We start from the raw sequence: 12,587 nt of genomic DNA, 5'->3' as shown, positions 1-12,587 counted from the left end.
GCTTCCGCGCCTCCCAAAACAAGCCAAAAGTCCAGATCGGCGCCATAGGCCTCGGTCTCGGATTCTCGTCGCCATGAAGGGAGCCCAGGCTCGCATGTTTGGGGCAAGCCAAACTGCATAATGCTTGCGCTTGCATTGAAACAGGCGGCGCAGAGACTGGCCATGGTGGGACTAAAGAGTGAAAGACTATCCGAGGCGCCGGTAGCGAGCGGGGCGACGGCTGGATTGCCTATTCCAGACCGACTGGTGATCGCTCTCGAATATTTTCGCGCGGGACGCTACGACGAGGCGCAGGAGATCTACGCGGAAATTCTCGCGACCTGTCCGGACCATTTCGTCTGCCTCCACCATCTCGGCCTGATCGCGCATCAACGCGGCGACCATGACGTCGCGGCGCGGCTGGTCGACCGAGCGGTCACGGTCCAACCCGATTATGTCGAAGCCTTCTCGAATCTCAGCGCGATCCACCGCGCCTTGGGCAAGAGCGAGGACTCGGCCGCGGCGGCGCGGCGGGCGATCGCCCTGGACCCGAATTTCGCGCAAGCTCATTCGAACCTCGGCGCCTCGCTCGAGGATCAGGGTCAGCTGGATGCCGCTCTTGCGGCCTATCGGCGCGCGGCGTCGCTCAATCCGAGCTTCGTCGAGGCGCATTCGAACGCCGCCAATGTCTTACGCCGACTCAGCCGTCCTGAAGAGGCTATCGCGGTCTGCGAGGATATCATCGCGCTGAGGCCGGATGCGGCCGAGCCCTATTTCAGTCTTGGCAATATTCTCAGGGATCTGTGCCGGCCCGGACCCGCGATCGAGGCCTATAAACGGGCGATCGCGCTGCGGCCGAATTTCGCCCAGGTCTACGCCAATCTCGGCAATGTGCTGCAAGGTCAGGAGGCCTTCGAGGAGGCGGTGAACGCCTATGCGGAAGCGATCGCCTTGCGCCCGACGCTCGCCGAAGCGCATGTCAACATGGGCGCCGCTCTCGATTCTCTCGGCAGGCTAGACGAGGCTATCCAATCCTTTCGCAGGGCGCTCGAGCTCAATCCGAAATTGCTCGCGGTGCGGGCGTGGCTGCATCACAAGCGGCGCCTGATCTGCGACTGGGCCGGCATTGACGCCGAGGAAGCCGAGCTCCGCGCCCTCATGGAGTCCGAGCCTGAGCCCGTGCATCCTTTCGTCGTCCTCGGAATGCGCACGAGCGCGGCTGAGCAGCTCTCCATCAGCCGCAAATACGCCGAAAGCGTCGCGGTCGGCGTCAAGGCGTTCGCGCATCCGAAGGGCGAGTCCGCCCGCGGCCGGAAGCTCAGGATCGGCTATCTGTCGAGCGACTTTTGCCGCCATGCGACGGCTCTTCTGACCGTGGAGCTGTTCGAGCGCCATGATTCTTCGAGATTCGAGATCACGGCCTATTCGCATGGCGCCGACGACCACAGCGAGATGAGCGCGCGGCTGCGCGCGGCCTTCGACCATTTCGTCGATATTGGCGCCATGTCGGATGACGAGGCCGCAGCGCGCATCCATGCCGACAAGATCGATATTCTGGTGGAATTGAAAGGCTATACCAAAGGTGCGCGCACGGGGATTGCGGCGCGCAGGCCGGCGCCGATCCAAGTGAGCTTCATCGGTTTTCCCGGAACGATGGGGGCTGATTTCATCGACTATGTGATCGCCGATTCTTTCGTCCTCCCAATGGATCAGCAAGGCGCCTTCAGCGAAAAGATCGTTCACTTGCCGCATTGCTATCAGCCGAACGATACGCGCCGCCTGATCGCCGATCTGACGCCGACCCGGGCCGAATGCGGTCTGCCCGAAAAGGGGTTCGTCTTCTGCTCCTTTAACAACAGCTATAAGATTACGCCTGATTTCTTCGACATATGGATGCGTCTTCTGATCGAGACGCCCGGAAGCGTCCTTTGGCTTTTGGAGTCGAATGATCTCGTCAAGAGCAATCTCGCGAAGGGGGCGCTTAAACGGGGCGTCGATCCGGATCGTCTCGTCTTCGCCCCGAGATTGCCTTCGCCCGAGCATCTCGCCCGCCACAGGCTCGCGGATCTTTTTCTCGATACTTTACCCTATAATGCGCATACGACGGCGAGCGACGCCTTATGGGCTGGCCTGCCTGTCCTGACCTGCGCGGGAGACACTTTCGCGGGTCGGGTCGCGGGCAGTCTCCTACACGCGGTCGGCTTGCCTGAGCTCGTCACGTCCTCATTGTCCGCCTATGAATCATTAGCCTTGCGGCTCGCGCGGGAGCCGGCATTGCTCCAAAGCTTGCGCCATAAGCTTCTCGGAGAGCGGCTGAATGCGCCTTTGTTCGACACGCCGGCCTATACGCGCTCCTACGAAGCCGCGCTCGCGGAGATGTGGGCGAATTTTGCGAATGGGCGGGAGCCGCGGCCCTTCGCGGTCGCTTCTTCGATCGCGGCCGATCCGCCGGTCACGACGGCTCCGCAAATCCAAAGGCTCGCCTATCTCGCCTGTCCGCTCTGCGAAAGCGACAATATTCCGGCCATTCTCGGCGCCGATTGTTCAAAACATCCAATCTACCATTCCTCGCTTCCTCCGGTGATGACATGGCGCGAATGCCAAAGATGCGGTCACGTCTTCACCGATGGTTATTTCGACGCCGAGGCTGCGGCCGTTGTGTTCTCCAAGACGCAACCTAACCAAACCGTCGGGTTCGACATGGAGCGGCAGCGTCCGGTCTCGGCTCGGATCGTAGAGCGGGTCGCGCGCCATGCGCCGCCAAGCGGCGATTGGCTCGATGTCGGGTTCGGCAGCGGCTCGCTTCTCTTCGCCGCCGAGGAATGGGGCTATGCGCCAGTCGGACTCGACCTGCGCAAGGATAATGTCCACGCGTTAAATCTGCTTGGCTACGAGGCCCATTGCCTGTCGATCGACGAACTCGGCGATGATGAACGCTTCAGCGTCATCAGCATGGCCGATGTGCTGGAGCATATGCCTTTCCCGAAAGCCGGACTGGTCGCGGCGCGCTGGCTGTTGCGCCCCAATGGCGTCCTATTCCTATCGATGCCGAATATGGACAACATGGTGTGGCGTCTGCTTCACGCCAATAACGTCAATCCTTATTGGGGCGAGATCGAGCATTATCACAACTTCACGCGCAAGCGCCTTTACGCTCTTTTGGAGGAGCATGGATTCAAGCCGGTAGAATATCACATCAGCGAGCGCTACCGCGTTTGCATGGAGGTGATCGCGGTCAAGCAGGGGTGAGAGGGCGGATAGGGAGCGGGATCAATTTCGTCGACGCAAGCGTTTGCGCCATTTGGTAGTGGGCCAGTTTAATTGTGGCGGCCAATAGTCAACTGCAGTGCCCATGCCGCCATCTTAACTGCATACGGAGTCGAATCGCGAATCGGACTCTTGGGACCTACGTCCGACCTACGTCGGGCCGCCTTAACTCAAACTGGGTAACCGTAGCCATTTTCGCCAGTCCAAGCCGCCGATGCGTGGAAAATGAAGTAAAGCATGAGCTAGGCGCTATTAGAGCACGGTCAATGCGCATCAATTCTTCGTGCCGATAAGTATAGCAAAACGGCGCTATCCCTTGCCTGCCAACTTAATCAAATAGCAATACTATTTCCTTAGCATTAAAGGCTAAAGGAGGCTTCCATGTCAGAGAGCTGGGGAGTCGTATCTTTCTGGGCAAAATTATGGGTCTTTGGCTGGCTGCTCATGGCCCAGTTTGCCGGTCAAATGAGTGGGGTGATGATTGGGCGACTCTTCGCACGATTTAAGACCTATATATTTTTAAAGATGCGGCAATAGCTGCTCGCTGTTCGCCCTTTTTGTAGTCGTTTGGCAAACAAGGCGACTTGGATTAAGTGGGCCAATTTGGCGCGCAACGGCCAGATGCCCGCGGTTGCCGCAATTTGCCGCCCAGGAACAAACTCGAACGAACCCGCCGCGGCCGCTTCGCCGTGCTTGCGCCCCGTCCCCCCTTCGTCTATGCCCCTGCCTTCGCCGGATCGAAGTTTTGGACCGCCATTTGTCCGCCACCGAAAAACCCGTCTCCATCATTATGGGTAGCGAATCGGATTGGGAGACGATGCGGCACGCGGCCGCTCTCCTCGACGAACTCGAGATCGGCTACGAAACCTTGATCATCTCGGCGCATCGCACGCCCGACCGGCTTGTCGCCTTCGCCAAGGGCGCCAAATCGGCTGGACATAAGGTCATTATCGCCGGAGCCGGCGGCGCGGCGCACCTGCCGGGCATGACCGCCGCGCTGACGGCGCTTCCGGTTCTCGGCGTGCCGATCGAGACCAAGGCGCTGCGCGGGCAGGATTCGCTTTACTCTATTGTGCAGATGCCGGCAGGAATTCCCGTCGGAACCTTGGCGATTGGGAAGTCCGGCGCGATCAACGCCGCATTGCTGGCCGCCGCGATCCTCGCCCTGGCCGACCCTTCGATCGAAGGCCGCCTGTCCGCCTGGCGCGCCGCCCAAACCGAAGCGGTGGCCAAGCGGCCCGCGACCGAGGACTAATCGCCATGTCCTTTGCACTCGCTCCCGGCGCTACGATTGGGATTCTCGGCGGCGGACAATTGGGGCGGATGCTCGCGCTGGCGGCCGCGCGCCTCGGCCTGAAGGCGCATATCTATTCGAACGATCCGGACAGCCCGGCCTTCGACGTCTGCGGCGCGCGAACGCTTGCGTCGTTCGAGGACGAAAAATCCCTGGCGGATTTCGCCGTCAATGTCGATGTGGTCACCTATGAATTCGAGAACGTGCCCGCGCGAACGGCGGCGATTCTCGCCGATCTCAGCATTGTCCGGCCAAGCCCCGAAGTCTTGGCGACCTGCCAGGACCGGCTTGTCGAAAAAGAGTTTCTGACCGCGAATGGAATTGCGACGGCGGCTTATATGCGCGTCGACGACGCCGGTTCGCTCGCCCGCGCGGTGGCGCAATTGGGCCGTCCCTCGATCCTGAAGACGCGCCGCTTCGGCTATGACGGGAAAGGCCAGGTTTTGGTCCGCGAGGGCGCCGATCTCGCCGTGACCTTTCGCTCCCTCGGCGGCGCGCCCGCGATTCTCGAAGCCATTGTGCCATTCGCCAAGGAAATTTCAGTCGTCGCCGCGCGCGGTCAGGACGGTCAATTCGCCGCTTATAACGTTTGCGAGAATGCGCATGAAAATCACATCCTGAAATTTACCCGCGCCCCCGCCCTTCTTGCGCCGGACGTCGCCGCCGAGGCTGTCCGGCTTGCGCGCGCGATCGCCGATGCGCTCGACTATATTGGCGTCCTCGCAGTCGAAATGTTTGTCGTCGATCCCTCCGGCGGAGCCGGGGAGGGCGCCGCCGAGCTCCGCGTCAATGAGATTGCGCCTCGGGTCCATAATTCCGGCCACTGGACTCTTGACGGCGCTTTGACCTCTCAGTTCGAACAGCATGTCAGAGCCGTCGCCGGTTGGCCGCTCGGCGCGACGGGGCGGCATGGCGCAAGCGTTGAGATGTGGAATTTGATCGGCGAGGAAGTCTTCGCCTGGGAGCAGATTTTGCGCGAGCCGGGCGCGAACCTCCATCTCTACGGCAAGGCTGAAGCGCGGCCGGGCCGAAAAATGGGCCATGTGACGCGCGTTCTGTCCTGAGCGCGGCGGTTTCACCCTAAAGTAAAATGGCGTGGGGGCGGAGGCGCGAAGAGACCTTCTTAAGAAGGTGAAACTTGCCTATATTCAGAAGACTAGGGCGGGCTTCCTGCATTCCCTCGGACCGCGGGCTGGGCCAATGGAGTCTGGATCTACTCTAGACAGAAACGCCTGAGTCTGGTATCCGCGATCATTCTGAGATCCGGCGCTTTAGAGCGCCCGATCTTTTGTTCCATCTTTCCAGTCAAGTTCGTCGCTACCTGCGATGGCGTGGCGACACAACAAGGACTCTTGCGTGCAAGTTCTCGTTCGCGACAATAATGTTGATCAGGCTCTCAAGGCGCTCAAGAAGAAGATGCAGCGCGAGGGCATTTTCCGCGAGATGAAGCTCCGCGGCCATTACGAAAAGCCTTCGGAAAAGCGAGCCCGCGAGAAAGCCGAGGCGGTGCGCCGCGCGCGCAAACTGGCCCGCAAGAAAATGCAGCGGGAGGGGCTGTTGCCGATGAAGCCCAAGCCCGTTCTGGGAGTTCGTTAAGTTTTGCAATGGTCCGAGACGGCGCGCTTGGCCGAACGGCCTGCGTCGCTGCTGCCGCGTCACATCGTGTGGCGGCGAAGCAATCGGTCGGATCTGCGACGCAGAGCAATCTGGCCTTGGCGTGTGTCCATGAATACCCGACAAGGGTGAGCGGATGACGGACTTCGCGATTATGCTCCGAAGCGCTGCGCGCGGACAAAGGCGATCCCTGTCTTGCGCCATGATCCTCGCGGCGTCGTTCGCGCTCGCCGGCTGCGAAACGACCAGCAATCTCATGACCAAGGCGGGAACCGGCGTCGCTGAGGTCGCCAACCAGTCGCCGCAGGAGGCTTCCGCGAACCTCGCCTCCTTGACCGAGGTCGTGCAGCGCAATCCAAATAGCGCCGAAGCCTACAATACCCGTGGCGTTGCTTACGCGAGGATCGGGAAATTTCAGGAAGCGATTGCCGACTTCAACCAGTCGATCAAGCTCGCCCCGGATAATGCGGCCTCGCTCACCAATCGCGCGCTGGCCTATCGGCAAGTCAACCGCAATGACGCCGCCCTTGTCGACTTCAATCGCGCCATCGCGGCGGATCCGAACCACGCGCCGGCCTATCTCGGCCGCGCCAATCTTCTGCGGGCTCAGGGCAATCTCGATGACGCCCGCGCCGATCTCGACCAGGCGATCAAGCTCAATCCGGAAAACGCCCAGGCGTTTCACGCGAGGGGCCTGATCTATCAGCGTGAAGGCAACCACCCGCAGGCGATCACCGATTTCGACAATGCCATCGATCGCGATCCCTTCGCCGGCGCGCCCTATCAGGCGCGGGGCCAAAGTCTCATCGCGGTCGGCAAACCCGACAAGGCGATCGAGGATTTCAACGCGGCGCTTAATGTCGACAATAAAAACGCCGACGCCTGGGCCGGGCTAGGGCTCGCCTATGAGAAAACCGGCAATCGCGCCAAGGCGATCGAATCCTACCAGCGCGCGCTCGTGTTCGACCCCAATAATTTGCTCGCCAAGGATGGCGTCTCGCGGGCCGGCCGGGCCTGAGCGCCGGGTTGGATTTCAAAACCGTAGCGGCGATGGACAAGCGTCCGAAAATTTATCTCGCGGGGCCAGAGGTTTTCTTGCCTAATGCAACGGAGATCGGGCGCCGCAAAAGAGAGCTTTGCGCGGAATTCGGCTTCGACGGGCTTTTTCCTTTCGACAACGAGGCGTCTGGCGCCCTTTCGGAAGCTCGAGTCGATCGGCTGATCTACCAGATGTGTCTTGCCATGATCCGCGAAGCCGATGGCGGCATATTCAATCTCACGCCGTTCCGCGGCCCAAGCGCCGATGTCGGAACCGTCTTCGAACTCGGGGTTCTGACCGGCTTTGGAAAACCTGTCTTCGCCTATAGCAATGAAAGCGATACGCTTTTGGATCGCTTGAAGCGGGATGGTCTCGCTTCATTCGATGAAGCTGCGTCGCAATGGCGCGATCTCTCAGGCATGACGATCGAGAATTACGGCAATGCGGACAATCTGATGTTGGACGCCTGCCTGACCGAGCAAGGGCATCCCCTGGTCACGCGCCAAACGGCCGCCGCCGAGCGCTTTACGGATCTCCAAGGCTTTGTGGCCTGCCTCGAACGCGCGAGTCGTCATTTTTTTCCTGCTAAGGACATCGCTTACGGGGACTGTAGCCCCTAATCCGCGCAAATCGACAGCTGGGGAGCAGATCGTTTCATCCGAGACGATCATGCTCCAGAACGCCGCGCCCGAATGGGCGCCCTATCCAATAGGTCTTAAGCCGCCGCCTTCGCTCCGCGCAACGCTTCGACGCCGGGCAGGAGCTTTCCTTCGAGCCATTCGAGAAAGGCGCCGCCGGCCGTCGAAACATAGGTGAAGTCATTATACGCGTCGGCTTTATTGAGGGCCGCGATCGTATCGCCGCCGCCGGCGATCGTCTCAAGCGCATTGACCTTGGTGAGCAGCGCCGCGACCTTGGCGATCGCAATTGTTCCCGTGTCGAAAGGCGGAACTTCGAAAGCGCCGACCGGCCCGTTCCAGACAACGGTTCGCGCCGCCGCGAGAACGCCGACGACTTTCGAAATCGAGCGCGGCCCGATGTCGAGAATAACGTCATTCTCGCCCACGTGATCGATGTCGACGGCGCGCACGCTCGCATTCGGCTCCAGCTTCGCGGCGACAATGGCGTCGACCGGTAGGACGAGCTGGCAATTGGCTGCGTCGGCGTCCGCCTGGATTTTTCGCGCCACATCGGCGAGTTGCAGCTCGCAAAGCGATTTGCCGATCGCCTTTCCGCTCGCGGCGAGGAAGGTGTTGGCCATGCCGCCGCCGATGAACAAATAGTCGACCCGGCGCATGAGGTTGCCGAGAAGCTCGAGCTTGGTCGAAACCTTGGCGCCGCCGACGATTGCCGCCAGGGGACGCTCGGGATGCGCCAGCATGCTGGTCAGCATTTCGAGCTCGAGCTGCATGGTGCGCCCGGCAAAGGCCGGCAGCTTATGCGCGATCCCTTCCGTCGAGGCATGAGCGCGATGCGCCGTCGAGAAGGCGTCGTTCACGTAAAGGTCCCCGAGTTCAGCGAGCGCGTCGACGAAAGCTGGATCATTCTTGGTTTCGCCAGGATGGAACCGCGTATTTTCGAGCAGAAGAATGTCGCCGTCCCGCATGGCGTTGACGGCGCTTTTCGCGACATCGCCGACGCAATCGGAGGCGAAGGAGACCATGCGGCCAAGCTCATACTCTAAAGCCACCGCCACCGGCTTAAGCGAGGTTTCAGGTTCGGGCCCCTTCGGGCGGCCGAGATGCGATAGGATGATGACCTTGCCGCCCTTGCTGGAAATCTCGCGAATATTCCCGAGGATTCGGTCGATGCGGGTCGAATCGGTGATCCTGCCGTTTTCCATAGGCACATTGAGATCGACGCGGACGAGGACTCTTTTCCCCTTCAAAACGACATCGTCCAGAGTTGGGAAAGGAGACAATGGAACAGACTTCGTCATATGAGCTTCCCCATTGCGACAGCTGTATCGATCATGCGGTTCGAATAGCCCCATTCATTATCGTACCAGGACACGACGCGCACGAACGCGCCCTCCAACACGCGCGTCTGATCCGTGTGGAAAATCGACGAATGCGAGTCATGGTTGAAATCCACCGACACATTGGGACTGTCGGTGAATGTCAGAATGCCTTTCAGCTCCTGCGCTGCGGCGCGCTTCACCGCGTCCTTGATCTCCTCCGTGCTCGTCGCCCGCTTGGCGACGAACTTGAAATCGATGACGGAGACATTGGGCGTCGGCACCCGGATCGCGGCGCCGTCGAGCTTGCCGTTGAGTTCGGGAAGCACGAGGCCTACCGCCTTCGCGGCTCCGGTCGATGTCGGAATCATCGAAAGCGCAGCGGCGCGCGCTCGATAGAGATCCTTGTGCAGCGTGTCGAGCGTCGGCTGGTCGCCGGTGTAGGAATGGATCGTCGTCATGAATCCTTTCTCAATGCCGATCGAATCATTCAGCACTTTCGCGACCGGAGCGAGACAATTGGTGGTGCAAGACGCGTTGGAGACGATGAGATGGTCCTTCGTGAGCTTTTCGTGATTGACGCCGAAGACGACCGTCAGATCCGCCTTGTCCCCCGGCGCCGAAATAAGCACGCGCTTGGCCCCCGCCTTTAGATGCGCGGCGGCCTTCTCCCGCGACGTGAAAAGGCCGGTGCATTCGAGCGCGATCTCGACGCCGAGCTCCTTGTGCGGCAATTCATGCGGATCGCGGACAGCGGTGACCTTGATCGGCCCGTCGCCAATATCGATCGTGTCGCTCGTGACCTTGACTTCGCCCGGAAACCGGCCGTGAACCGAATCGAAACGCAAAAGATGGGCGTTGGTCTCGACCGGACCAAGATCATTGATCGCGACAACCTGGATGTCCTTGCGCCCGGATTCGGCGATCGCCCGTAAGACGTTGCGGCCGATGCGACCGAAACCATTGATAGCGACTTTGACCGCCATCCCTGTTGCTCCTTATGTTCCGACGGTTCGGTCGAACCTTCGGCTGCTATCATGGATTGGTTTTATGGCGCGGCTTCCAATACCCGTCAATTATTGCTGCGCCGCAGCACGAGCATTGAACGTGACTTGCGGCGTAACGCAAACCGGTCTGTGAAAGTCTTTCTAAAATATTTTTAGAGTTTTGTGTCAGGCGAACCTGAAGGGACATCCTTCATCCTGCTCAATATACTGTTTTCGTCGGTCATTTCGCCTCGAAAGCAAGGCTAAAGCCCGATCCGGATGCGGCGGGATGGGCTATCTTTCGCCGATTATCGTGATCGAGGGGCGAAAACAAGACCCAGCAGGGCCAGAATTCTGGACGACCCGGGGAAGCCGCGCATTGGTTTGAGAAGGCTCCTCGTCCTTTTCCAGGAGCCCTCAAGAGATGCTGTGGCGCAAAAGATCTCCGGCGCGTGATCGCATTAGATATGGATGTGTCAATGTGCCGCTCTGATCGCCTAAGGTCGCAGTTTTGTCCTTTTGCGGTGCAAGATGAACATGCGCGGTCGGTTTCGACTGGGCCGAGCCATCGCCATGGTTAAAATTTACAGGTCTCGGCTGCGCCGCGCGATCCACGAGCTTGTCAGCCAAGAGGCGGTCTTTGTCGACGCCGCGGCCGGCGCCCATTCGGCGATGCGATAAAGCGATGAATTAAAGCGTTTTTCGCATTCCAGTCTGGGGAAAAGCGCTCTAACGTGGCCGAGTTGGACGCGAACACAAAGATGAATGCGCTTGACCGCCTTGAGGCCGCGCTGAAACGGCTAGCCGCCGCGCTCGATCATCTCGAGGCCGCAAGCGAACGCCGCGTGCGGGCCGACGCCCTGCGGGCCAATCTTGAAGAAGAGCTCACAGTGATGCAGGACGACCGTTCGCGGCTCGCGGTCGAGCTCGATGGCGCCATAGCGAGAACGAACTCGCTGGAATTGGCGAATGACGAAGTCGCGCGCAGGTTGAAGAGCGTAAGCGCGACGATCAAGTCGGTCTTGGATGGGGCCGATACGCGTGGGGACTAAGGCCTAATCCCGATTTTGCAGGATCGCTTACCTGAGGCCCGGCGCCTTGTCGCAGCAGATTCGGGGATTTTACTTTACTTTGTCATTGGTAAATATTGCCGTGCGAGGTCGGGGCGACGGATCTGAAGGAGCGGCGCGATGGCGCAAGTCGCGGTGACGATCGCGGGCCGGGTCTATCGGGTCGCCTGCGACGAGGGCGAGGAGGATCATCTTACCGAGCTGGCTTGCCTCGTCGACGGCAAGATCGAGGGCATGCGGCAACGTTTCGGCGAGATTGGCGATCAGCGCCTCACCATCATGGCGGCGATCACCTTCGCCGACGAATTGGCGGAGTCGCGCCGGCGCATTGGCGTCCTTGAAACCGAGATCGCGGATCTCAAGGCCAATTCATCGAACGCCGCGAACGGGCGGGATGAATGGGCCGCGCGCATCGCCGAGTCTCTTGGCGAGGCCGCGCTGCGAATCGAGCGGGCGACGCAGGAGCTGAATGGTTCGGGACGCGGCGAGCCGTGACCAAAGCTTTTGGCTTGGACGGCAAGGGGGAATATTCGCCGCCTTGCACCTTCCCTTCAAAGTTCTCTGGCGTTTTGCCACGCCGCACCCTAGATTGGTTCGGCGGAGCTGCGAGGTTCGTGTTGGATCAGCATTCCCGGGGCCTTATCGATCTCTAAGGGAGCTGTCCCTGGCCTTGCCCGTGGGCTCGGTCACACGGCGCCCACCTACGTTGTAGGTTCCCGGGATCGATATCCCACGGCCATCGCGGCCCCGCGCATTTTTCGCTTAACCGCTGCTTGATTGTTTTATGCCGCCCTCCGCCCGTAAAGCCGCCTTGCGCGCGCAAGCCCTCTCGCGCCGGGCGGAAGAGAGCGCCGAGAACGCCGCGGCTTTGGCCGCGCATCTCGCGAAAGCCGGCGTGGATCTCGCACTCCGTCTGCGGCCCACCATCGTTTCGGCCTATTTTCCGCTGCCGAACGAGCCTTCGACCTTGCCGCTGCTCGAGGCTCTGGCGCGGCATGGCGTGCAGACCGCCTTGCCTGTCACCGGCGCGCGGGATTCGGCGCTCGTGTTTCGCCAATGGCGCCCGGGCGAGCCGACCGTGAAGGGCAAGATGGCGATAAGCGAGCCTCTGGCGAGCGCGCCCGAAGTTGCGCCGGACCTCCTGTTTGTCCCGCTCGCAGCCTTCGATCGCACCGGCCACAGGATCGGCTATGGCGCGGGCTTTTACGATCGCACCTTGGCGGGGCTTCGCGCCGCGAAACGGATTTGCGCGGTTGGCGTAGCCTATGCCAGCCAGGCCTTGCCGATGGTCCCGCATGAAACCCACGACCAGAGGCTCGATTACGTGCTAACGGAGCGCGAATTGATCAGATGTGAGGAGACCCAGCTTTGATGATGGGCT

At 60.6% G+C, this 12,587-nt stretch carries 12 protein-coding genes and 1 other RNA gene; 11 read left to right on the top strand and 2 right to left on the bottom strand.

The features are described from left to right. Nucleotides 1-162 precede the first annotated feature (162 nt). The 7 genes from RZS28_RS04900 to RZS28_RS04870 all read left to right on the top strand — a co-directional run bounded on the left by RZS28_RS04900 (nt 163) and on the right by RZS28_RS04870 (nt 7,813). A complete protein-coding gene (locus RZS28_RS04900; protein ID WP_407340218.1) occupies nt 163-3,228 on the top strand; it encodes a tetratricopeptide repeat protein in 3,066 nt (1,021 codons plus the stop codon). A gap of 399 nt (nt 3,229-3,627) precedes the next feature. Next, a complete protein-coding gene (locus tag RZS28_RS04895) occupies nt 3,628-3,783 on the top strand; it encodes a hypothetical protein (protein ID WP_407340217.1) in 156 nt (51 codons plus the stop codon). Between the two features lie 253 nt (nt 3,784-4,036). After that, nucleotides 4,037-4,501 (top strand): 5-(carboxyamino)imidazole ribonucleotide mutase, encoded by a 465-nt coding sequence (purE, locus tag RZS28_RS04890; RefSeq protein ID WP_407341048.1) that lies wholly within the window; start codon nt 4,037-4,039, stop codon nt 4,499-4,501. Nucleotides 4,502-4,506: 5 nt separating this feature from the next. Next, entirely contained in the window at nt 4,507-5,604 is a 1,098-nt protein-coding gene (locus RZS28_RS04885; protein ID WP_407340216.1) for a 5-(carboxyamino)imidazole ribonucleotide synthase, read from the top strand. A gap of 292 nt (nt 5,605-5,896) precedes the next feature. Further along, nucleotides 5,897-6,136 carry a 30S ribosomal protein S21 gene (gene rpsU, locus RZS28_RS04880; RefSeq protein ID WP_407340215.1) on the top strand — a complete coding sequence of 80 codons (240 nt, stop codon included), beginning with the start codon at nt 5,897-5,899 and terminating at the stop codon, nt 6,134-6,136. A 172-nt stretch (nt 6,137-6,308) separates the two neighbouring features. Then, entirely contained in the window at nt 6,309-7,172 is an 864-nt protein-coding gene (locus tag RZS28_RS04875; protein WP_407340214.1) for a tetratricopeptide repeat protein, read from the top strand. A 77-nt stretch (nt 7,173-7,249) separates the two neighbouring features. Next, on the top strand, nt 7,250-7,813 hold the full coding sequence (locus RZS28_RS04870; protein WP_407340213.1) for a nucleoside 2-deoxyribosyltransferase: 564 nt from the start codon (nt 7,250-7,252) through the stop codon (nt 7,811-7,813). Nucleotides 7,814-7,908: 95 nt separating this feature from the next. Here RZS28_RS04870 and RZS28_RS04865 read toward each other — a convergent pair whose 3' ends face one another. Both RZS28_RS04865 and gap read right to left on the bottom strand, forming a co-directional pair. Further along, entirely contained in the window at nt 7,909-9,132 is a 1,224-nt protein-coding gene (locus tag RZS28_RS04865; protein WP_407340212.1) for a phosphoglycerate kinase, read from the bottom strand. Beyond that, nucleotides 9,129-10,136 (bottom strand): type I glyceraldehyde-3-phosphate dehydrogenase, encoded by a 1,008-nt coding sequence (gene gap / locus RZS28_RS04860; protein WP_407340211.1) that lies wholly within the window; start codon nt 10,134-10,136, stop codon nt 9,129-9,131. The genes RZS28_RS04865 and gap overlap by 4 nt, the downstream gene beginning before the upstream one ends. Nucleotides 10,137-10,870: 734 nt before the next feature. Between gap and RZS28_RS04855 the strand changes: the two genes are divergently transcribed. The 4 genes from RZS28_RS04855 (at nt 10,871) to RZS28_RS04840 (ending at nt 12,578) form a co-directional block, all read left to right on the top strand. Next, nucleotides 10,871-11,188 (top strand): DUF4164 domain-containing protein, encoded by a 318-nt coding sequence (locus tag RZS28_RS04855; RefSeq protein WP_407340210.1) that lies wholly within the window; start codon nt 10,871-10,873, stop codon nt 11,186-11,188. A gap of 138 nt (nt 11,189-11,326) precedes the next feature. Continuing rightward, entirely contained in the window at nt 11,327-11,701 is a 375-nt protein-coding gene (locus tag RZS28_RS04850) for a cell division protein ZapA (protein ID WP_407340209.1), read from the top strand. A 102-nt stretch (nt 11,702-11,803) separates the two neighbouring features. Continuing rightward, nucleotides 11,804-11,958, top strand: a non-coding RNA gene (gene ssrS, locus RZS28_RS04845) — 6S RNA. A gap of 32 nt (nt 11,959-11,990) precedes the next feature. After that, a complete protein-coding gene (locus tag RZS28_RS04840) occupies nt 11,991-12,578 on the top strand; it encodes a 5-formyltetrahydrofolate cyclo-ligase (RefSeq protein WP_407340208.1) in 588 nt (195 codons plus the stop codon). Nucleotides 12,579-12,587 lie beyond the last annotated feature (9 nt).

It is taken from the genome of Methylocapsa polymorpha (genome assembly GCF_045689225.1).
In the GTDB taxonomy this organism is placed as follows: domain Bacteria; phylum Pseudomonadota; class Alphaproteobacteria; order Rhizobiales; family Beijerinckiaceae; genus Methylocapsa; species Methylocapsa polymorpha.
Note: the sequence above shows the minus strand (reverse complement) of the source record. Positions and strands in the feature narration are given on the sequence as shown.

Bases quoted from the DNA above. Each gene is read 5' to 3' on its own strand.
- RZS28_RS04865 (WP_407340212.1), bottom strand. From the start codon at position 9,132: ATGACGAAGTCTGTTCCATTGTCTCCTTTCCCAACTCTGGACGATGTC.
- purE (WP_407341048.1), top strand. From the start codon at position 4,037: ATGGGTAGCGAATCGGATTGGGAGACGATGCGGCACGCGGCCGCTCTC.
- RZS28_RS04840 (WP_407340208.1), top strand. From the start codon at position 11,991: ATGCCGCCCTCCGCCCGTAAAGCCGCCTTGCGCGCGCAAGCCCTCTCG.
- RZS28_RS04875 (WP_407340214.1), top strand. From the start codon at position 6,309: ATGCTCCGAAGCGCTGCGCGCGGACAAAGGCGATCCCTGTCTTGCGCC.
- gap (WP_407340211.1), bottom strand. From the start codon at position 10,136: ATGGCGGTCAAAGTCGCTATCAATGGTTTCGGTCGCATCGGCCGCAAC.
- RZS28_RS04900 (WP_407340218.1), top strand. From the start codon at position 163: ATGGTGGGACTAAAGAGTGAAAGACTATCCGAGGCGCCGGTAGCGAGC.
- RZS28_RS04895 (WP_407340217.1), top strand. From the start codon at position 3,628: ATGTCAGAGAGCTGGGGAGTCGTATCTTTCTGGGCAAAATTATGGGTC.
- RZS28_RS04850 (WP_407340209.1), top strand. From the start codon at position 11,327: ATGGCGCAAGTCGCGGTGACGATCGCGGGCCGGGTCTATCGGGTCGCC.
- RZS28_RS04885 (WP_407340216.1), top strand. From the start codon at position 4,507: ATGTCCTTTGCACTCGCTCCCGGCGCTACGATTGGGATTCTCGGCGGC.